The 21,235-nt window shown below is 68.7% G+C and carries 17 protein-coding genes; 3 read left to right on the forward strand and 14 right to left on the reverse strand.

Annotated features, from left to right (window positions below; genetic code table 11):
• Positions 1-408: 408 nt before the first annotated feature.
• Positions 409-1,650 (forward strand): cystathionine beta-lyase, encoded by a 1,242-nt coding sequence (locus AC6EI8_RS12710; protein ID WP_498382078.1) that lies wholly within the window; start codon positions 409-411, stop codon positions 1,648-1,650.
• Positions 1,651-1,789: 139 nt separating this feature from the next.
• On the opposite strand, the gene AC6EI8_RS12715 is transcribed toward AC6EI8_RS12710, so the two are convergent.
• The 9 genes from AC6EI8_RS12715 to mfd form a co-directional block, all read right to left on the reverse strand.
• Positions 1,790-4,060: a TonB-dependent siderophore receptor gene (locus AC6EI8_RS12715; RefSeq protein WP_498382074.1), complete on the reverse strand. Its 2,271-nt coding sequence runs from the start codon at positions 4,058-4,060 to the stop codon at positions 1,790-1,792.
• 149 nt (positions 4,061-4,209) lie between these two features.
• Positions 4,210-4,371 (reverse strand): hypothetical protein, encoded by a 162-nt coding sequence (locus AC6EI8_RS12720; protein WP_187829241.1) that lies wholly within the window; start codon positions 4,369-4,371, stop codon positions 4,210-4,212.
• Positions 4,368-5,999 carry a PepSY-associated TM helix domain-containing protein gene (locus tag AC6EI8_RS12725; protein WP_498382075.1) on the reverse strand — a complete coding sequence of 544 codons (1,632 nt, stop codon included), beginning with the start codon at positions 5,997-5,999 and terminating at the stop codon, positions 4,368-4,370. Before AC6EI8_RS12725 ends, AC6EI8_RS12720 begins: the two co-directional genes overlap by 4 nt.
• A gap of 10 nt (positions 6,000-6,009) precedes the next feature.
• The gene (locus AC6EI8_RS12730; protein ID WP_149318875.1) at positions 6,010-6,294 is read right to left on the reverse strand and encodes a hypothetical protein; all 285 of its coding nucleotides are present in this window, start codon (positions 6,292-6,294) and stop codon (positions 6,010-6,012) included.
• Entirely contained in the window at positions 6,291-6,566 is a 276-nt protein-coding gene (locus tag AC6EI8_RS12735; protein ID WP_422648755.1) for a hypothetical protein, read from the reverse strand. Before AC6EI8_RS12735 ends, AC6EI8_RS12730 begins: the two co-directional genes overlap by 4 nt.
• Positions 6,567-6,946: 380 nt before the next feature.
• Complete coding sequence (gene serB, locus AC6EI8_RS12740) at positions 6,947-7,801, reverse strand: phosphoserine phosphatase SerB (protein WP_498382076.1); 855 nt, start codon at positions 7,799-7,801, stop codon at positions 6,947-6,949.
• Positions 7,802-7,979: 178 nt separating this feature from the next.
• Positions 7,980-9,437 carry an amidohydrolase gene (locus AC6EI8_RS12745; protein WP_498382077.1) on the reverse strand — a complete coding sequence of 486 codons (1,458 nt, stop codon included), beginning with the start codon at positions 9,435-9,437 and terminating at the stop codon, positions 7,980-7,982.
• A 243-nt stretch (positions 9,438-9,680) separates the two neighbouring features.
• Complete coding sequence (gene argE, locus AC6EI8_RS12750) at positions 9,681-10,919, reverse strand: acetylornithine deacetylase (protein ID WP_226106509.1); 1,239 nt, start codon at positions 10,917-10,919, stop codon at positions 9,681-9,683.
• Positions 10,920-11,254: 335 nt separating this feature from the next.
• On the reverse strand, positions 11,255-14,728 hold the full coding sequence (mfd, locus tag AC6EI8_RS12755; protein ID WP_149318872.1) for a transcription-repair coupling factor: 3,474 nt from the start codon (positions 14,726-14,728) through the stop codon (positions 11,255-11,257).
• A 252-nt stretch (positions 14,729-14,980) separates the two neighbouring features.
• Here mfd and AC6EI8_RS12760 point away from each other — a divergent pair, with 252 nt between their 5' ends.
• Positions 14,981-15,823 carry an IspD/TarI family cytidylyltransferase gene (locus AC6EI8_RS12760; RefSeq protein ID WP_265632334.1) on the forward strand — a complete coding sequence of 281 codons (843 nt, stop codon included), beginning with the start codon at positions 14,981-14,983 and terminating at the stop codon, positions 15,821-15,823.
• Positions 15,820-16,329 (forward strand): 2-C-methyl-D-erythritol 2,4-cyclodiphosphate synthase, encoded by a 510-nt coding sequence (gene ispF / locus AC6EI8_RS12765; protein WP_150083058.1) that lies wholly within the window; start codon positions 15,820-15,822, stop codon positions 16,327-16,329. The genes AC6EI8_RS12760 and ispF overlap by 4 nt, the downstream gene beginning before the upstream one ends.
• Before the next feature lie 115 nt (positions 16,330-16,444).
• On the opposite strand, the gene AC6EI8_RS12770 is transcribed toward ispF, so the two are convergent.
• The 5 genes from AC6EI8_RS12770 to ompR form a co-directional block, all read right to left on the reverse strand.
• Entirely contained in the window at positions 16,445-17,020 is a 576-nt protein-coding gene (locus AC6EI8_RS12770; protein WP_053821940.1) for a GNAT family N-acetyltransferase, read from the reverse strand.
• Between the two features lie 250 nt (positions 17,021-17,270).
• The gene (locus tag AC6EI8_RS12775) at positions 17,271-17,792 is read right to left on the reverse strand and encodes a carboxymuconolactone decarboxylase family protein (protein ID WP_006576349.1); all 522 of its coding nucleotides are present in this window, start codon (positions 17,790-17,792) and stop codon (positions 17,271-17,273) included.
• 109 nt (positions 17,793-17,901) lie between these two features.
• Positions 17,902-18,450, reverse strand: a complete 549-nt coding sequence (locus tag AC6EI8_RS12780) for a peroxiredoxin (protein WP_053823112.1) — start codon at positions 18,448-18,450, stop codon at positions 17,902-17,904.
• 343 nt (positions 18,451-18,793) lie between these two features.
• Positions 18,794-20,143, reverse strand: coding sequence for an ATP-binding protein (locus AC6EI8_RS12785; protein WP_149318870.1), 1,350 nt, complete (start codon positions 20,141-20,143; stop codon positions 18,794-18,796).
• Between the two features lie 15 nt (positions 20,144-20,158).
• Complete coding sequence (ompR, locus tag AC6EI8_RS12790; RefSeq protein ID WP_006576352.1) at positions 20,159-20,881, reverse strand: osmolarity response regulator transcription factor OmpR; 723 nt, start codon at positions 20,879-20,881, stop codon at positions 20,159-20,161.
• Between the last annotated feature and the right edge of the window lie 354 nt (positions 20,882-21,235).

Here is a 21,235-nt window from a genome sequence, read left to right on the forward strand (position 1 = left end):
CTTCCGGCCAGCAAATGCCCGTCTATGTCGGCCCCGACGGCGTGGTCGCGGTGCCCTCGATCGACATGACGCCAAACAGCGGCGTGGTCTACGGACCGCGGCCGCCGCGCTCGGCGATCGTCGAGGACCGCAAGCGTTAAGCGGGCAAGCGGCTCAAGCGGCTCAAGTGGCTCAAGCGGGCCAAACGGCTTAAGTACGTCAAGCGGTCACGCCGCATAAGCAGGTCAAGCGCATCAAGCGGGTCAAGCGCGTCAAGCAGGTCAAGCAGGTCAAGCGGGTCAAGCACGTTAAGCGCGGCGGGCCGCGCAGCGGCCATCGGCCCCATGGCGGCGCCGCCGTCATTGCTGGTAAGCTCGGAGGCTCTATCCGCACTCGCCAGACAAGGAATCCGCCGTGTCCGACCGTCCCCTGACCGATACGAACGCCGCTTCCCCGAACGACAACGATCCCGGCGCAACGCCCGACTGCTACGTGCAGACGCTGGCGGTGCAGCCGCCCCTGCAGGTTCCCCCCGGTTTCGCCTCCTTCTCCCAGCCGACCCAGCGCGGCTCCACCGTGGTGTTCCGCAATCTCGCCGAGTTGCGCGCGCATGGCGACGGCGCCACCACCTACTGGCGCTACGGCATCCACGCGACGCCGACCAGCGAGGCGCTGTGCCAGCATCTGGCGATGCTCGAAGGCGCCAGCCACGCCTTGCTGCTGCCGTCGGGGCTGGGCGCGATCTCGCTGGTCTATTTCGCGCTGCTCAAGGCCGGCGACGACGTGCTGGTGCCGTACAACGTCTACGGTCCCAATAGGGAGCACGGCGAATGGCTGGCGCGCGATTTCGGCATCACCGTGCGGCCCTACGATCCGATGATCGGCGCCGGCATCGCCGAGCTGATCCAGCCCAATACGCGGCTGATCTGGATGGAGGCGCCGGGCTCGGTGACGATGGAGGTGCCCGACAGCGAGGCCATCGTCGCCGCCGCCAGGGCGCGCGGCGTGCTGACGGCGATCGACAACACGTGGTCGGCCGGCATCTATTTCCGGCCCTTCGACAAGGGCATCGATATTTCCGTGCAGGCGCTGACCAAGTACCAGTCGGGCGGCAGCGACGTGCTGATGGGCGCGGTGCTGTGCCGCGACGAGAAGCTCTACCAGCGCATCAAGCGCGTGCGCATGCTGATGGGCTGGGGCGTGTCGGCCGACGACTGCTACCTGGTGCTGCGCTCGCTGCCGAGCATGCCGGTGCGGCTCGCGGCGCACGACCGCGCCGCACGCGAGGTCGCCGAGTGGCTGGCCCAGCGGCCGGAGGTGGCCAGGGTCCTGCATCCGGCCCTGCCCGACTGCCCCGGCCACGCCTTCTGGCGCCGCGACTTCTCCGGCGCCAGCGGCCTGTTCGCGGTGGTGCTGCGCGCGCGCTATCCGCGCGCACAGGTCGACGCCTTCGTCGAAGCGCTGCGGCTGTTCTCGATCGGCTGGTCGTGGGGCGGGGCGCACAGCCTGGCGGTGCCATACCACGTGCAGACGATGCGCCCGGCGGGCAGCTGGCCGCCCGCCGGCTGGCAGGATGCCGGCGAGCTGGTGCGGCTCTATATCGGGCTGGAGGATACGCGCGACCTGATCGCCGATCTGAAGGCGGCGATGGAGGCGAAGCTGGTCGGTTGAAGGGGGACGCGGAACTTCTGCGGCCGAAGCCACGTCGACCGCGCGAAAGGGGAAGACCCAGCGCCTTGCCCAAGGGCGCTTGGCATCCCGCCTTCGCGGGACCACCAGGCAAACCCTCCGCCGGCCCGCGGTCGCAGCCTCAAAAGCTGAACGTCGCGCTGGCCCGCACCGTGCGCGGCGCGCCCTGGGTCAGGATGAAGCCGTAGCTCGGCAGCCAGTACTTCTCGTTGGTCAGGTTGTCGACCACCAGCCGGAACACCGCCGGCGTCTTGCCCAGCTTCGTCGAATAGCGGATGCCCGCATCGAAGGTGTGGTACGCCGGCACCCAGTTGCTGTTGTTGGCCTCGAGCGCCATCTTCGACACGTACTGTCCGCCGGCGCTCAGCACCAGGCCCGGCACCGGTGGCACCGCGTACTCGACATAGGCGGTGGCCTTGAAGGTCGGCGCGCTGTAGGCGCGCTTGCCCAGCACGTCGGGCGAGGCCTCGACATTCTCCGAATCGAGCAGCGTGACACCGCCCATCAGCGTCCAGTCGCGCGCCAGCTTGCCGCGCGCCGACAGCTCGATGCCGCGGTAGCGGGTCTCGCCGTCCTGCGTGTAGACCTTGTCGTTGCGCAGGTAATTCAGGCCGCGCTGGATCTGGAACAGCGCCGCGTTCAGCGTCCAGTCCTCCAGCTCGGCCTTGGCGCCGATCTCGTACTGGCGGCTCTTCAGCGGGCCGAACACCTCGCCCGCGTTGCGCGCGGTCAGCGGCGCGGAGCCGCCGGCCTCCAGCGATTCGACATAGCTGCCGTACAGCGTCAGCGGCTGCACCGGCTTGTACATCAGCGCGAGGGTCGGCGTGATCGGCGACTTCTTGTAGGTGCTCGAGATCGCGCCCTCCGGCGTGTAGCCGGTCTGGTCGTAGCGGGTGTAGCGCAGGCCGACCAGCACCGACCACTGTTCGTTGAACTTGATGGTGTCGCTGAAGAAGACCGACTTCTGCTCGATCCTGGACGCGCGGTACAGCACATCCGACGACGGCACGCGCGACAGCGGCAGCCCGGTCGGCACGAACTGGCCCGGATCGTACAGATTGCCATAGCCGATGATGCCGCCGCCGCTGAAGCTGCCCCAGTTCTGCACCAGGCTCTGCCACGACAGGCCCGCGGCGATGTCGTGCTCGATGCTGCCGGTGCGGACCTTGCCGGTCGCCATCGTCTGCGCGTGCTGGTAGTGGTAGCGCGAATACGAGCTGTACTGGTTCTCGGCGTAGTTGCCGGCGTTGTCCAGCAGCAGGATCGCGCTGTCGGCATTGCCGCGGTTCTGCTGCGTGAAGCGGTACGAGGTGCGCAGGTTCCAGTCGTCGGCGAAGCCCCAGTTGAGCTCGGTCCCGATGCTCTTGATCTCGGTCTCGTAATAGGTGCCCTTGCTGGCCACGCGCTGGCTGCCGTCGAGCGTGCGGGGCGTGTTGACAAACTCGGTCACCGGCGCGCCGAAGTCCTGGCCCGGAATGATGCCGTAGTAGGCGCCCTTGACGTTGCGCTGCTGGTAGAGCCCGTCGAGGGACCAGCGCAGGTTGGGGCTCAGCCTGGCATCGAGCGCCACCGAGGCGGAATCGCGCTTGATATGGCCGCCGTCGACGAAGGTATCGCCTTCCTCGTGCACGAAGCCGACGCGCGCGCCGAACATGTCGTTGGCGCCGAAGCGGCCGCCGACGTCGATCGCCTCGCGCAGCACGCCGTCGGAAACGTAGCCGAGCGACGCGCTGCCGGCGAACTTCGAGGTGGGACGCTTGGTGACGAAGTTGGCGATGCCGCCGGGCGCGCCGAAGCCGTACATGAAGCCGCCCAGGCCCTTGAGCAGCTCGACGCGTTCGAAGTGTTCGAGCGGCACGTCGCTGCCCCAGTTCGGGATGGCGAGGCCGTCGATCTTGTAGCCCTCGAGCAGGTCGAGATGCAGGCCGCGGATGGTCAAACCCGCCGACTCGCCGATATAACCGTCGCCGATCGGCGCCACCGACGGCTCGCCGCGGAACACGTCGCCCAGCGTGATGGCCTGGCGGTTCTCGATCAGTTCCTGCGGCACCACCGAGACCGAGAACGGCGTGTCCTGCAGCGGCTTGTCACCGAGGGCGCCGGTGCTGGCATCGCGGGCGCGATAGGCGGGCTCGCTGCCCGCGGTGACATGGACGGTCGGCAGCTCGGCTTGCGCGGTAGCGGTCGCCGTGGGGCTTGCGGTGGTGCTGGCAGTGGCGCCGGCAGTGGCGCCGGCAGTGGTGCTGGCAGTGGTGCTGGCAGTGGTGCTGGCAGTGGTGCCCGCGGCGGTCTGCGCGAGCACCGGCGCGGCGGCGCCGCCGACGGCGACGATCAGGGCCAGCTGGCGCGCCAGCGGTGTCAGCGCGGGGCGGCTGCGGCGGGGGGTGGACATGGCTCGTTTCCTCTTCGTTTGTTGTGCGAACGCGCACGGCTCCCCGGACGCCGCGGAGAACCGCGTGCGCCTGAGGGCAGTGCAAATTGGGTTGGGGGTGTGGTTCTAGTGGGGCGGGGCGCTGCGAATGGCGCCGGCCAGGGCGCCGATCAGATCGCCAATCGGGGCGCCGACCAGTCCCGCCGCGCCTCGGGTGGAGCGGTGGGCGAGATCGGCATCATCTGCACGATCGGCATGCTGGGCGCGATCTGGATGAACGACATGATCGGCACGATGGACATGATCGGCACGGCCGGCGCGGCAAGCGTCACGGTGCGTCGACCACCGGCGGGGCCGACGGGCCCGGATCGCCGCGGCTCGGGCGCGGCGCCCATACCGAATCGGCGGGGCCCATACGGGCACGGCGCTGCGTGGCACGCGCCAGCGCGACGAAGCCGAGCGCGAACACCAGCGCGCCGATGTCGAAGCCGGCCACGGCCCATTCGCCTTGCTGCACGCTGCGCAGCAGATGGTCGCCGGTCAGGATCGCGTTGGCCACCGGCACCACCAGGTAGGCCAGCGCCGCCACGTACAGCAGCTCGATCGCCGCGCGCACCGGGGGGCGCAGCAGCGCCCAGGCCAGCGCGGCGAAGAACACCGGGAAGTAGACGAAGGACGACGGACGCTCCGGCCACAGCAGCGCGCCGGTGAAGGCCACCGCCACGCCGACGCAGCAGCCGATGCAGACGCCGACGGTGGCCTGCGCCAGCAGCCGGTGCACGCGCGGCTGCTCGGCCTGGCGCGCCTTGCGGCGCGATTCGATCCACAGCAGGTTGCCGGAGTAGAACAGGAAGGCCCCCGCCAGCCCGGCGATCAGATAGACCAGCCGCAGCGCCAGGTCGCCGTAGGTGCCGAAATGCAGCGCGAACAGGGCGCTGTACAGCCCGTGGTTCGCGTCGCGTCCGCTGGCGGTCTGGTTGGCGATCACGCGGCCGCTGTCGGGCTGGCCGGCGGCGGCGTGGATGCCCACCGAGCCGAAGTTGCCGAGCGCGCGCTCGCTGTCGCCGCGCACCTCGATCAGCGCATTGGCGTCGCCCACGCGCTGGTAGCGCACCGAATTGGGCTTGAAGCCGTCGCCGGCGGCGCGCTGCGCGATCTCGATCAGCTCGCGCGCCGGCATCAGGGGCGCCGGCTTGCCGGCCGCCTGCACCTCGGGCACCGACGACATCGCGGTGGGCAGCGCCGACATCAGCTTGCCGTCGAAGGTCAGCACGTTGAAGGCCATCGCCAGCGTCATCGACACGCAGAACAGCGCGCCGGTGATCGCGATGACCAGATGGAAGGGCAGGCTGAACAGGCCGATCACGTTGTGCGCGTCCATCCAGAAGCGCTTCAGGTTGCGGCCCGGGCGCACGGCGAACAGGTCCTTCTTCAGCCGCGGCAGGTGCAGCAGCACGCCGGAGACCAGCGCCAGGCCGTACAGCACCGACACCACGCCCATGAAATGCATGCCCACCTGCATCGGCAGGCCGAGCGTGTAGTGCAGCCCGTTCAGGAAGTTCGACAGCTCGCCGCGCACGCCGTCGAGCGAGGTGTCCTGCGGCGAGGTCCGGCCCGCGCCGAGCTTTTCCTCATTGGTGGTCTGCCACTCGCCCTTGCCGTCCATCCAGTAGGCGGTGGTGTGCGGCTCGCCCTCGGTCGGCAGGCCGATATAGACGCTGGCCGCCGCCTCGGGATGGGCCTTGACCAGCGTGGCGACGAAGCGGTCCAGATCCTCGGGCGACGGCTTGGCGGCGGCGTGGGTCTCGCCGCGGATGCGCGCCGGCGACTGCCACTCGTGCAGCTCGTGGTGGAACACCGTGATCGCGCCGGCGAAGAACGCGATAAACAAGGCCCAGCCGGCCATCAGGCCGACCCAGGTATGCAGCGTCTGGTAAACGCGCAGCGTTGCAGCCTTCATGGGGTACTCCTTACGCGGCCGCGCCGGGCACGGCCATCAGCCGCAATCCCCACAACGCACCGAAACAGACGAGGTTGGCCGCGCCCAGCCAGAGCCAGGCGGCGCGGCTGCTGGAAAACAGCAGGCTGGTGCTGATGATGGCGACCCACAGCGGCAGGCTGGCGGTCACCGCGCCGATGATGCCGCTCTGCCAGCCGCCCGGCAGCCACAGGATGGCGAGCGTGCAGACCGCCAGCGACAGCGGGAAGCCGAGCAGCGTGCCGGCCAGCCATTTGGTGCCGATGCCGCCGTTCATGCCGCCTCCTCGCCGCCGCGGCGCTTGTGCAGATAGCAGCCGAGGAAGGGCCACAGCGACAGGCCGGTGCCGAGCGTGGCCAGCGTCGCGGCGATGGACGAGGGCCAGCTGTGCTCGACCGACCAGCCCACGGCGCCCGAGCACGTCAGCACGATGCCGAGCCACACCATCATGCGGCGTTGGGGCGGCTGGCGCAGCAGCACCTGATTGGGACCGGCCAGATACAGGCAGGCAGCGCCCGCCAGGCCGAGGAGAGCGGCAAAGAGTTGCATCGCAAGATTTTGTTACCGAATTCAAAACACAAATGGTAATGATTCGTATTTGGCGATGCAAGTTATTGATATTGTTTGCAATGTATTGATAGAGGGGGGAGGGGTGCTGGCGGCGGAGGTTGCCCTCTCCCCGCCCTCTCCCGCGGGCGGGAGCGGGAGAACCCAGCCGGCACAGGCGGGAGAGGGAGAACCCAGCCGGCACAGGCGAACCCAGCGCGATCGGCATCACAGATGGCAACGGCAAACCGAGCTCCCCTCGCCTGCTTGCGGGAGAGGGGCTGGGGGAGAGAGCGGTAAGGCGGTGGAGGACTACCGGTGGACTACCGGGGGACTACCGATGGGACTACTGAACGGACCGGCAGCACAGCCGGCCCGCGAAATCAATCCGCGAACAGATTCAGCAACCCATCCAGCCCGACATGATTGAACGCCACGCTGGCCTGCGCGCGTACCACGGGCTTGGCGCGGAAGGCGACCGACAGGCCGGCGATCGCCATCATCTTCAGGTCGTTGGAGCCGTCGCCCATCACGATCGCCTGCCGCGGATCGGCGCCGATCGCCTCGCAGGCTTCGCGCACGGTGCGGGCCTTGACCTCGGCATTGACGATTTCGCCTTCGACGCGGCCGGTCAGCTTGCCGTCGACGATCTCCAGCGTATTGGCGCGGGTGAAGTCCAGGCCCAGCCGGGCCTTGAGTTTTTCGGTGAAGTGGACGAAGCCGCCCGACACCAGCAGCGTGCGCAGGCCCGCCGCGCGCGCGGCCCCCAGCATGCGCTCCGCGCCCGGCGACAGCCGCAGCCGTTCCTCGTAGACCCGGTCCAGCACGCTGGCATCCAACCCCTTGAGCAGCGCGACGCGGCGCCGCAGGCTTTCGTTGAAGTCGGTGATCTCGCCGCGCATCGCGGCCTCGGTGATCGCCGAGACCTCGGCCTTCAGCCCGCAGAAATCGGCGATCTCGTCGATGCACTCGATCGTGATCAGCGTCGAATCCATGTCCATGGCCACCAGCCGGAAGTCGGACAGCTTCCGGTGCGTCGGCAGCACGGCCCAGTCGAGCCGGCGCGGCTCGCAGAACGCCTCCAGCGCATCGCGCAGCCGCGCGTCGAGCGGCGCGCAGGCCTCGGCGGTGGCGACGGTGTCGCCGCGCAGGCTCAGTCCGGGCGCGTCGGCAAGGATGCGCAGCGCGTCGATATCCGCGCAGGCGATGGGTTGCAGGCTTTGGACGATCAGGGGCATGAGAGAAGTTGGAATCTTGCGTCGTCCCCGCGCAGGCAGCGATCCAGCGGCTTGTCCGGCCGGCAGCGGCGCCGAAGCCGCCGGGCCCCCGCATGCGCGGGGACGACGGTGCAGGGCACGGGGGACGGTGAAAGGACGCTATTGTAATCGCCCCGCGCCTGCCCCTGCGCCATGCCGATCAGCGCTGCGCCATCGTCATGAAGTCGACCGTCAGGTTCGACAGCGCCCGCACGCCGTTGATCAGCGCCGGCTCATCGACGTAGAACTCCGGCGAGTGGTTCGACGGCGCCTTGGTGACATCGGTGCCCTTGGGGGTCACGCCGAGATTGAAGAACAGGCCCGGCACCTTCTCCTGGTAGAACGAGAAGTCCTCCGAGGCGGTCGCCTTGGGCGCCAGCATCCAGTTGCCGTCGCCGGCCACGCGCTTGAGCGTCGGCGCCATCTTCTCGGTCAGCGCCGGCTGGTTGACGGTGGCGTTGTAGAGCTCGACCACGCGGAAGGTCGCCTCGGCCCCGGTGCTGGCCGCGATCGATTCGGTGGTGCGCTTCATGCGCGCGTGGATGTCCTTCTTCATGCCTTCGTCGTAGGTGCGGATGGTGCCCATCATCTCGACCTTCTCCGGCACGATGTTCATGCGGTTGCCGCCATGGATCGTGCCGACGGTGATGACCGAGGGCTCGAGCATCGCATTGACCTGCCGGCTCTGGATGGTCTGCAGGCCGAGCACGATCTGCGACGACACCACGATCGGATCGATGCCGCCCCACGGACGCGCGCCATGGGTCTGGCGGCCCTTGACGTCGATCCAGAACTGGTCGGCCGCCGCCATCGCCGGGCCGCTGCGCCAGGCCAGCTTGCCCGACTCGATGCCGCTGCTGACATGCAGGCCGAAGATCGCATCGACCTTCGGGTTCTCCAGCACGCCCTCGGCCACCATCTGCTTGGCGCCCCAGATATTGGTGCCGTCCGGTTCGATGTCCGCCGGGCTTTCCTCGGCCGGCTGGAAGATGAATTTCACCGTGCCGGGCAGCTGGTCCTTCATGCCGGCCAGCACCTCGGCGGTCGCCATCAAAATCGCGACGTGGGTGTCGTGGCCGCAGGCGTGCATCACGTCGACCTCCTTGCCGAGGTACTTGCCCTTGGCCTTCGAGGCGAACGGCACGTCGACGCGCTCCTTGACCGGCAGCGCGTCCATGTCGGCGCGCAGCGCCACCACCGGCCCCGGCTTGCCGCCCTTGAGCAGGCCGACCACGCCGGTCTTGGCCACGCCAGTCTTGACCTCCATGCCGAGCTTGCGCAGATGATCGGCCACCAGCTTCGCGGTGCGCGTCTCGTAGTTGCCGAGTTCGGGATGCTGGTGGATGTCGCGGCGCCAGGCGATCAGGCGCGCCTCGGCTGCCTTGGCGCGCGTCTCGATCTGCGCGTGCAGCGCGGGATCGCCGGTGCTCGCCTGGCCCGGCGAGGCCGCGGACGGCGTTGCAGCCGATGTGGCCGGCGGCGCGGTCTGCGCCAACGCAGGCGAGACCAGGGCCGAGCCGCACAGCAGGCTGGCCGCGGCGGCCAGCGCCGGGATGGCGGCCGGCAGCGGCAGGAAGCGTCGGGAGCGGGCGAAAGCGGGGGAGCGGCGTGCTGCCATGTCGAGTTCTCCTTTGATGTCGTTGTGGTCGGTGTTGCTGCCGATACGGCGGCCGACATTGCGGTCGACGTTGCGGCTCGCGTTGCAACGGGGCCTCTGCGTGCCCCTTGTCGATGCGGCCGGGCCATCGGCGGCCCGGCCGTTCAGGCCATCGGTGAGAAGGCGCGATGCGCCTCCGGGAGTGGATGTCTTTGGTGTGCTGGCGTGCTGGCGTGCCGCCGTGCCGGCGTGCCGACGGAACCGTCAGGCCGCGATGCGCAGGCTGTCGACGACCTTGTGCAGGAAGGCCTCGCATTGGGCGAGCTGCTCCAGCGCGACGAACTCGTCGGCCTTGTGGGCCTGCTGGATGTCGCCGGGCCCGCAGACCACGGCCGGGATGCCGGCGCGCTGGAACAGGCCGCCCTCGGTGGCGTAGGCCACCTTGCTGATCGCGTTGTCGCCGGTCAGCGCGCGCACCAGCTGCGTGATGGCATCGCGCTCGGCGGCGTCGAGCGCCGGCGCCGCGGCGATGCGCGTGATGCTCAGGTCCGCGTCGGCATGCTCGGCGCGCATGCGGGGCAGCAGCACGTCGTTGGCATAGGCCTCGATGCGCGCGCGGATCGCTTCCGGATCGACGCCCGGCAGGTTGCGGTACTCGAATACGAACTCGCACAGCGCCGGGATCGTGTTCAGCGCGATGCCGCCCTGAATGGTGCCGGTCGACGCGGTGGTGAAGGGCACGTCGAAGGCCTCGTCGTACGGGCCCTTGGCGCGGAACTCGTCGGCCAGGTCGCGGATGAAGCAGATCAGCCGCGCCGCGTATTCGATCGCATTGACGCCGCGCGGCGTCAGCGACGAATGCGCGGCCTGGCCCCTGACGCAGCAGCGATAGGCGTTGATGCCCTTGTGGGCGACGATCACCCGCATGCTGGTCGGCTCGCCGACGATGCAGCCGGCCGGCTGGATGCCACGCTCGCGCAGGTCGTCGATCAGATAGGGCGCGCCCATGCAGCCGACCTCCTCGTCGAACGACAGCGCATAGTGCACCGGTTCGCGCAGCCGTGCCTGCAGCAGCGCGGGCAGCAGCGCGAGACTGGTGCCGATGAAGCCCTTCATGTCGCAGGCGCCGCGGCCGTAGAGTTTGCCGTCGCGCAGCGCCGGGCGGAACGGATCGGTGCTCCAGTCCTGGCCGTCCACCGGCACCACGTCGGTATGCCCCGACAGCACGATGCCGCGCTGCTCGCTGCCGTCGGCGGCGGGCACGGTCACATGCAGGTTGGCCTTGTTGCGCTGCGGGTTGTAGCTCAGGTGGGGCTTCAGGCCTTGGGCCACGAAGTGGTCGCGCACCGTTTCGATCAGGCCGAGATTGGACTCGCGGCTGGTGGTGTCGAACTCGATCAGCCGGCGGGTCCAGTCGAGGGCGGAGTGTTCGGGGGCGTCGGCGAGGGCGTCCGTGGTGGCGTCGGTGAGGGCGTCGGCGGGGGCAGGGGTATGGGCTGACATGCGGCAGGATCACGCTGAGGGATGTCCGATCCTACACCCGGATATGTGCCGGGGTCCACTTTGCCGCTCCGCGAGCCCTCTCCCCCGACCCCTCTCCCGCTGGGCGGGAGAGGGGAGCCTGCTGCCGGCGTCGGCCTCTGCCGAAGCGCCGCAAACCGGCTCCCTCTCCCGCATGCGGGAGAGGGTCGGGCAGAGGGTCGGCAAGAGGGTCGGCGAGGGGGCGGCGAGAGGTCGGGCAGAGGGCCGGCGAGAGGGTCGGCGAGAGGGTTGGCGAGAGGGTCGGCGAGAGGGTCGGCGAGAGGGTCGGCGAGAGGGCAACCGGCCTCCGCCGCCCCTCAAGCCAGCTGCCGCAGCGTCTGCTTGATCGTCTGCGCGCGCACCGCCACGTCGGGCATTTTCGCCTCGATGCGCAGCTTGTCCTGTCCGGCCAGCTTGATATGCCGGTTCTTCTGCACCAGGTCGATGATGCGGATCGCATCGATCGGCGGATTCGGCACGAACTGCACGCTGATCGAGGCCTCGCCGGCGTCGATCTTGCGCACGCCCAGCGGCACCGCGGCGATGCGCAGCCGGTGCGTTTCGATCAGCGCCTGCGCCTGCGCCGGCGGGCGGCCGAAGCGGTCGACCAGCTCCTCGTGGATGTCGTCGACCTGCTCGGGACGCTCGCAGTTGGCCAGCCGCTTGTACAGCGACAGCCGCTCGTGCACGTCGGTGCAGTAGTCGCTCGGCAGCAGCGCCGGCGTGCCGAGGTTGATCTCGGTGGTGGCCGCCAGCGGCGCCATCAGGTCCGGCTCCTTGCCGGCCTTCAGCGCCTTGACCGCGGCGTTCAGCATGTCGGTGTACAGCTGGAAGCCGATCTCGTGGATCTCGCCCGACTGCTTGTCGCCCAGCACCTCGCCGGCGCCGCGGATTTCCAGGTCGTGCATCGCCAGGTAGAAGCCCGAACCGAGTTCCTCCATCTGCTGGATCGCCTCGAGCCGGCGCTGTGCCTGCCTGGTCAGCCCTTCCGGATCGTGCACCAGCAGATAGGCGTAGGCCTGGTGGTGCGAGCGGCCGACGCGGCCGCGCAGCTGGTGCAGCTGCGCCAGGCCGAACTTGTCGGCGCGGTGGATCAGGATCGTGTTGGCCGACGGCACGTCGATGCCGGTCTCGATGATGGTCGTGCACAGCAGGATGTTGGCGCGCCGCGCGACGAAATCGCGCATCACACGTTCGAGCTCGCGCTCGTGCATCTGCCCGTGCGCCACCGCGATGCGCGCCTCGGGCACCAGCTCGGCCAGCCGCGCGCGCTTGTTCTCGATGGTCTCGACCTCGTTGTGCAGGAAGTAGACCTGGCCGCCGCGCTTGAGCTCGCGCAGGATGGCCTCGCGCAGCACGCCGTCTTCCTCGCGCCGCACGAAGGTCTTGATCGCCAGCCGCTTCTGCGGCGCGGTGGCGATCACCGAGAAGTCGCGCAGCCCTTCGAGCGCCATGCCCAGCGTGCGCGGGATCGGCGTCGCGGTCAGCGTCAGCACGTCGACCTCGGCCCGCAGCGTCTTCAGCGCCTCCTTCTGCCGCACGCCGAAGCGGTGTTCCTCGTCGATGATGACCAGTCCCAGCCGCTGGAAGCGCACGTCGTCGGACAGCAGCTTGTGCGTGCCGATCACGATATCGACGGTGCCGTCGTTGATCTGCTTGATTGCCGCGTCGACCTCCTTCTTCGTCTTGAAGCGCGACAGCTCGACGATGCGCACCGGCCAGTCGGCGAAGCGGTCCGACAGCGTCTGGAAATGCTGCTCTGCGAGCAGCGTGGTCGGCGCCAGCATCGCCACCTGCTTGCCGCCCATCACCGCGACGAAGGCCGCGCGCAGCGCCACCTCGGTCTTGCCGAAGCCGACGTCGCCGCAGACCAGCCGGTCCATCGGCTTGCCCGAGGTCATGTCGGCGATCACCGCGGCGATTGCCGCGGCCTGGTCAGGCGTTTCCTCGAAGCCGAAGCTCTCGGCGAAGGTCTCGTAGTCCTTCGGCGACAGCGCGAAGGCATGGCCCTCGCGCAGCGCGCGGCGCGCGTACAGGTTCAGCAGTTCGGCCGCGGTATCGCGGATCTGCTGCGCGGCGCGGCGCTTGGCGCGTTCCCACTGGCCGGAGCCGAGGGAATGCAGCGGCGCGGTATCCGGATCGGCGCCCGAATAGCGCGAGATCACGTGCAGCTGGTGGACCGGCACATACAGCTTGCTGCCCTTGTCGTAGTCCAGATGCAGAAATTCCTCGTCGCCCTGGCCCATGTCGAGCGTGACCAGGCCCTGGTAGCGGCCGATGCCGTGTTCGCTGTGCACGACCGGGTCGCCGATCTTCAGCTCGGCCAGGTCGCGCACCATCGCGTCGACGCTGCTGGCCTGCTCCTGCTTGCGGCGGCCGGCGCGGCGCGCGGTATTCGCATAGAGCTCGGCCTCGGTGACGAAGGCCAGGCCCGGCTGGCCGTCCATCGGCGGCAACGCGAAGCCGCTCTGCAGCGGCGCCACCGCGATCCCGAACGGCGCGTCGCCGGCGAGGAAGGCCGCGCAGTCCTCGACCGGATGCGGACGCAGGCCGCTGTCGGCGAACAACTGCAGCAGCGTCTCGCGGCGGCCCGCCGAATCGGCGCACATCAGCACGCGCGCCTGCTTGCGCAGCAGCAGCGCCTCGAGATTGACCAGCGGGTCCTCGGCGCGGCGATTGACCGAGACGTCGGGCAGCGGGGCCGACAGCGGAGCGGCGTCGGCGCCGGCCGGGCCCTGCTGCAGCACCAGCCGCGCCAGCGGCTTGGCGGCGCTGAAGAACTGCTCCTCGCTCAGGAACAGCTGCGCGGGCGGCAGCAGCGGCCGCTCGCGATCGTGCCGCATGAAGTCGTAGCGCTGCTGCGTATCGGTCCAGAAGCGGCGGATCGCCTCGTCGATCGCGCCGACATAGGCCAGCTGCGTGCCGGCCGGCAGGTAGTCGAACAGCGTCGCCGCCGCGTCGAAGAACAGCGGCAGGTAGTACTCGATGCCGGCCGACGGCACGCCGTTGCCGATGTCCTTGTAGATCGGCGACTTGCTCGGGTCGCCCTCGAACACCTCGCGCCAGCGGCCGCGGAACGCGGTGCGCGCGGCCTCGTCGAGCGGAAACTCGCGGCCGGGCAGCAGGCGCACCTCCTTGACCGGATAGAGGCTGCGCTGCGTGTCCGGATCGAACGCGCGGATGGTCTCGATCTCGTCGCCGAACAGGTCGATCCGGTACGGCAGCGCCGAGCCCATCGGGAACAGGTCGATCAGGCCGCCGCGCACGCTGTATTCGCCGGGCCGCATCACCGCGCTGACATGCTCGTAGCCGGCCAGCGTGAACTGCGCCTTCAGCGCGGCCTCGTCAAGCCGTTCGCCCTGCTTGAAGAAGAAGGTATAGGCGGCGAGGAACGCCGGCGGCGCGAGCCGGTACAGCGCGGTCTGCGCGGGCACCAGCATCACGTCGCACTGGCCGGTCTGGATGTCGTGCAGCGTCGCCAGGCGCTCCGACACCAGGTCCTGGTGCGGCGAGAAGCTGTCGTAGGGCAGGGTCTCCCAGTCGGGCAGCACGCGCACGCGCAGCTCCGGTGCGAACCACGGGATCTCGTCGGCCAGCCGCTGCGCGTCGACCGCGTTGGCGCACATCACCGCCAGCATCGGCATCTGGCCGTGGTGGGCGCGGGCATAGGCGGCCAGGGCCAGCGCATCGGCCGAGCCGTGCAGGCCGGCGACCTGATGGCGCTGGCCGGCCTTGACCAGCGGCAGCTGAGTGGAAACGGGGAGCGCGGAAGGCGATTTGGCGTCGGACATAAAGCGGTTCGGTTCAAACGACGACACCCCGCCGGCAGCGCGGGCGGGGGTGTCGAGAAGAGGGTCGTATTATAGAATGCGCAGCGCCCGGCCATCCGGCGTCGCATACCGGCGCCGCATTCCCGGTGCAATGCTCGCTGCGCGCCGGCTGCATTCCGGCTGCACGCCGGCTGCATTCCGGCTGCACGCCGGCTCCACGCCTGGTGCATACCGGCCGCTTTCGTGCCTTCCCTTGATCCGTCAGTCCGCCGCATGTCCGAACGACGTTTTGCCCTGATTCCCTGTGCCGGCAGCGGCAGCCGCGCGGGCGCCGGCCTGCCCAAGCAGTATCGCGAGCTGGCCGGCCACCCAATGATCTGGTACGCGCTGGCCGCGTTCTCGGCGTGCGAGTCGATCAGCGCCACCGCGCTTGTGCTCGCGCCCGACGATCTGCCGCTGGAGGCGCGCTTCGGCTCGGCGGCCTTTGCCGGCCTGCGCTTCGATACCGCCTTCGTCGGCGGCCAGTCGCGCCATGAATCGGTGCTCAACGGGCTGCGGCATCTGGTCCAGCTCGGCGCCGAGGATCAGGACTGGGTGCTGGTGCACGATGCCGCGCGGCCGGGGCTGACGCCGCTGATGATCGAGACGCTGATCCGCGCGGTGGAAGGGGACGATGGCGACGGCCCCGACGCGGCGATCGGCGGCATCCTGGCGGTGCCGGTGCCCGATACGCTCAAGCGTGCCGAGGCCGAGCCGCAGCCGAGCGAGCCGTCGCAATCTTCCCAGCCGTCCCAGCCTTCGCAGTCCTTGCAGCGCTCGCAGCCGTCCCGCATCGGCGGCACCGTGCCGCGCGAAGGGCTGTGGCAGGCGCAGACGCCCCAGATGTTCCGCGTCGGCGTCCTGCGCCAGGCGCTGGAAGACGCGCTCGCCAGCGGCGCGGTCGTGACCGACGAGGCCAGCGCGATCGAGCGGCTGGGCCTGAAGCCGCGGCTCGTCAACGGCTCGCTGCGCAATTTCAAGGTGACCTATCCCGAGGACTTCGCGCTTGCCGAAGTCCTGCTCGGCGGCCCGTCCGCCGCCCCTTCTGCTGGTTCTTCTGGAGACCGATCGCGATGATGCCCTTCGATATCCGCGTGGGACAAGGCTACGACGTGCACGCGCTGGTGCCGGGCCGCAAGCTGGTGCTCGGCGGCGTGGAGATCCCCCACGATCGCGGCCTGCTCGGCCATTCCGACGCCGATGCCTTGCTGCACGCGATCACCGACGCCCTGTTCGGGGCCGCGGGGCTGGGCGATATCGGCCGGCATTTCCCCGATACCGATCCGGCCTTTGCCGGGGCCGACAGCCGCGCGCTGCTGCGCGAGGCCGTGCGGCGCGTGCGCGAGGCCGGTTTCGAAGTCGGCAATGTCGATGCGACGGTGATCGCGCAGGCGCCGAAGCTGGCGCCGCATATCGGTGCGATGGTGGCCAATCTGGCCGAGGATCTGGGTATCGCGGCCGGCCGCTGCAACGTCAAGGCCAAGACCAACGAGAAGCTGGGCTTCGAAGGGCGCCAGGAAGGGATCGTCGCGCAGGCGGTGGTGCTGCTGTGGCGCGGCGCGATCGTCGCGCCGCAGGACTGAGCAGGCTGCGGGGGGGCATCGTCGCACCGGCAGGACCGAGCAGGCTGCGCGGCGCCGTCGTCGCGCCACAGGACTGGACGTGCTGCGCGGCGCCGTCGTGCGGGCCTGCGGGCCGTTACAGGCCCGGCTGCGGCGCGTCGGCTTCCTTCGGCTCGATTGCGTAGACGTAGTCGACCAGCCGTTCCAGCGGGCCGGAGCGCGCGCCGGCCTCGGTCCGTTTGACGAAGCCCATCTGCTGGCACAGGCGGTTGGCGGCGCCCATTTCCGGCATGGTGCGCACCACCAGCGCCTGCGCGCCGATATCGCGCGCACGCTCGATGCAGATCTGCATCAGCGTGCGGCCGAGACCCAGGCCGCGCGCCTGCGGGCTGACCGACAGCAGCCGCGCCTCGGGCAGGGCCAGCGTCACCGTGCTGCCGTCCAGGGCCTGCAGCGTCGCGCCGGGATGGCAGAACAGCACCGCGCCGCTGATGCCGTGATCGGTCTCGGCAACCCACCATTCCATATCGGAAGTATTGGTCGCCAGCACCGAGCGCATGCCCTGCTGGAACGACGCGCGGCAGTCCTCCATGATTTCGAGCTCGTACTGCGCATACGCTTCCTGCGTGACCGCGGCGATCTGGCCCCAGTCGGAAGCCGTGGCGAGACGATAGTGGAAATGCGGCGAGGAGGGCGAGGGCAGTTGGCTCATGATGGTCCGCGAAGCAGAATCTGCCTCGATTGTAGGCCGGACCGTGCACAAATGCAGTCGGAGAAATGCGGACGCGGGCGGGGCGCGCGGCGGACGCGGAGTCGGGTTCGCGGGGCCTGAAATGCCGATGGCCGCGCGGGGCGGCCATCGACGAACATCGACAAACATCGGCAACAAGGGCCCGTAGAAAACCCTCGCAAGGACTGCCGTGGCCTGGCGAGGCCTGCAGAAGCCCTCGGCGTGTGCCGCCTTACTCGGCGGCGATCACGTTGGCCGCGGCCGTGATCACGGCGGCGATACGGCCGACATCGCGCAGCTGCTGCGAGGTCATGCCCTGTTCGTTCTTCAGCAGCTCGTAGTGCGAGCGGATGCAGAAGTGGCACTTGCCGACGATCGACGCGGCCAGCGCGTACATCTCGAAACGGCGCTTGTCGACGCCGCCGTGGGTCGCATACGCATTCATGCGCAGGCCGGCGGGCTGGCTTGCCAGATCGGGATCGGCGGCCATCTCGACATACGGATACCAGACATTGTTCATGCCCATCAGCGCGGCCGCGGTCAGCGCGCCGTTCAGCTCTTCGGGCGACAGCACGCCGGCGTTGCGGATCGCGTCGACGATGATCTTGCTCTTGGCGGCGAAGGCGGCGGCCAGCGCGACGCCCACCGCATCGTTGCCCTCCAGCGAGGAGCGTGCGATGGTGCCGTCCAGGTTCAGGCGGATGTCCTTCGCATAGTCGGGAATGAGATTCTTGATCGTGTTGAGGAATTCCATCAAATTCTCCTATCGCTTTGGGCGAAAAAAACCCGCGTGGGCGGGTTTCGGTGCGCACTGGGGCGCGTTGCCGGCGGCGATGCCGCCGGCAACATCGACAAGGCGCGAATTACAGCGTGGCGCCGCCGACAGCGCGGTTGCACGGGCACAGCTCGTCGGTCTGCAGGCCGTCCAGAATGCGCAGGATTTCGTCCGGGTTACGGCCGACGTTCAGGTTGTTCACCGACACGTGCTGGATGGTGTTGTCCGGGTCGACGATGAAGGTGGCGCGCAGCGCAACGCCGGCATCCTTCTCGCGCACGCCCAGCTGGTCGATCAGCGAGCCGGTGGTATCGGCGAACTGCCACGAGTTCAGCTTGTTCAGGTCCTTGTGTTCACGGCGCCATGCCAGCTTGACGAACTCGTTGTCGGTCGAGCCGCCCAGCACGACAGCGTCGCGGTCGGCGAAGTCCTGGTTCAGCTTGGCGAAGGCCACGATTTCGGTCGGGCACACGAAGGTGAAGTCCTTCGGGTAGAAGTAGATGATTTTCCACTTGCCTTCGAACGACTTCTCGGTGATGTCTTCAAAGGCCGACTGGCCGTTTTCTTCGTGGGCGTTGAAACCCGGCTTGACACCGACGACGTGGAACGGTTCGAGCTTGTCACCAACGGTCTTCATGGACTTCTCCTGGATACGGTTGAACAGACGCCAGCGGGGCATCGCAAGCGGCCATCGTCGAAGACGATTTTCTCGGGCCGCTGCGCGTGCCACGCAACGAATGGGAAGTATGCAGCATCCTGTTCGGCACGGCTAATTGAAAATCTCAAAGAGCCCGATAGCCGCGGAAACTGCGAGGCCCGGCGCGAAAGCGGCGTGGCACGCCGGCTTGCGCCGTCCGGCAACGATACACGATCGCGATGACGGAACGGCGACGCGGCGTGCATCAGGCATGCACCAGGCACGCAATGAGGCGTGCATCAAGCACGCTTGGAGCGTGACTCAGGCGGGAGTGAGGCGTGCATCACGCGCGCCGGAAACACGCGCTGACCACCAGGCCGCTGCCCGGCGACGGCCGATTGGTCAGCACCAGGCGGCCGCCGTTGCGCTGCATGATCCGGTTGACGATCGACATGCCCAGCCCCGCGCCCTTGGCCTCGCTGCGCGCCGCGTCGAGCCGGTAGAACGGCCGCGTCAGCAGCGGCAGCTGGGCCTCGGGCACGCCGTCGCCATGATCGGCCACCACCAGCATCGCCTCCTTGTCATGGTTGCGCGTGGTGATCTCGACCTCGGCGATGCCGCTGTCGGGATGCTTGGCATAGCGGCGCGCATTCTCGACCAGGTTGTCGAGGATACGCTGGACCTCCATCCGGTTGGCCATCGCCATCACCGGCTCGGGCGCATGCACGCGGATGCGGATGTCGTCGTGCGCGGCATAGACGTTCACCGCGTCGCGCACCAGCGAGGACAGGTCGACCGGCTCGCTGCTCTCCTGCGCGGGGCGCGCGTAGTTCAGGAACTGGCCGATGATCGCGTCCATCTGCTCGATGTCGGCGATCATCGCCTCGCGCGTGGTGTCGTCGACCGGGGACATCTCGGTCTCGAGTCGCAGCCGCGTCAGCGGCGTGCGCAGGTCGTGCGAGATGCCGGCCAGCATCACCACGCGGTCGTCGTCGAGCTGGCGCAAGTCGCGCACCATCTGGTTGAAGCTGTGGTTGGCCTGCGCGACCTCGCTGGCGCCGCGCTCGGGCAGCGGCGGGGGATCGCCCCCCGAACCGATCGCGCGCGCGGCATCGGCCAGGCGCTTGAGCGGCCGGTTGACCCGCGCCGTGATGAAGGCCGAGCCGAAGATGGACAGCAGCACCGCCGCCACGGTCCACCACAGCCATTGCAGTCCGGGCACGCGTTCGAAGCGCTCCGGGCTGATCGCCACCCAGTAGTCGTCGCCCTCGATCTCGAAGCTGACCCAGACGCCCGGAATGTCGTTGACCGTGGTCGCGATCACGGTATCGCCGCCCAGACGGCTGCGGATTTCCTGCTGCACCAGCTGGGTCAGGAAGGGGTTCGCGGTGGGCGTGGTGAAGTCGTCGTCGCGCTCGCGCGGATAGACCTTGATGCCTTCGTTCTGCACCAGGTCGAGCAGCAGGAAGCGACGCCGCGCGGGGTCGGAATAGAGCAGGGCGGCGCGCGTGAGCTTGACCACGCTGACCACCTGCATCGCGATCTGCTGCGCGCGCGGGGCGCGTTCAAACAGCCGGTAGCTCTGAAACCAGATGCCCAGCGAAATGGCCAGCAGCAGCGCGATCAGCATGAAGGTCCGCCAGAACAGCGAACCGAAGAAACGCGTGGCCGTGCGGCGGATCACGGTCGCCACGATAACGGCCGGGACTTACTTCACGCCATCGGGAATGAAGACGTAGCCCAGCCCCCAGACGGTCTGGATGAAACGCGGATTGCCCGGATCGGGTTCGATCAGCTTGCGCAGGCGCGAGATCTGTACGTCCAGGCTGCGGTCGAACACTTCGTATTCGCGGCCGCGCGCCATTTCCATCAGCTTCTCGCGCGACAGCGGCTGGCGCGGATGGCGGGCGAACACCTTGAGCACCGAGAACTCGCCGGTGGTCAGCGTGATTTCCTCGTCGTTCTTGGTCAGCGTGCGCGTGGCCAGGTTCAGCACGAAATCGCCGAAGGCGAAGGTCTCCGGCGTTTCCGACGGGGCGCCGGGCACTTCGGCCGGGCCCTTGCGGCGCAGCACCGCGTGGATGCGCGCGATCAGTTCGCGCGGGTTGAACGGCTTGGGCAGGTAGTCGTCGGCGCCCATCTCGAGGCCGACGATGCGGTCCACGTCCTCGCCCTTGGCCGTCAGCATGATGATCGGGGTCTGGTCGTTGGCGCCGCGCAGACGGCGGCAGATCGACAGACCATCTTCGCCCGGCATCATCAGGTCGAGCACGAGCAGGTCGAAACGCTCGCGCAGCCAGAGCTTGTTCATGGCGGTGGCGTTTTCCGCGACCAGCACGGTAAAGCCTTGCTCGCCGAGATAGCGGCGCAGCAGATCGCGGAGACGGGGGTCGTCGTCCACGACGAGAATCTTGTGGCTGGTATTTTCCATGGCGCTAATCTTAGCGAGTCTCGCTAGGAGCCAAAATGGCTTAACAAAAGGTTACATACTTTACCTTGCGGCTCGCCAAGTGCACAGCGGGCAGCGTTTACACTGCGCGCTGCCCGCAAAGGGCAAATCGGTCAGCCTCGATCCGGGAGCCTCTGGCGTCGTCCAGCGGAAGCCCGAACCGGGCAAGCCCCAGACCGCCATTATCAATGAAAGCGAAATCCACCCGGTCCGAACCGCGCCGCGCCTCCGGCGCCCGACGCCGTGTCGCCGGAGCCCTGCTTGCGCTGCTGCTGCCGTCGATGCTGCTGCATGCCGCCAGCGCGTCCGCGCAGTCGCCGGGACTCGGCGCGCTGC

The organism is Cupriavidus sp. R6-3 (assembly GCF_059772245.1).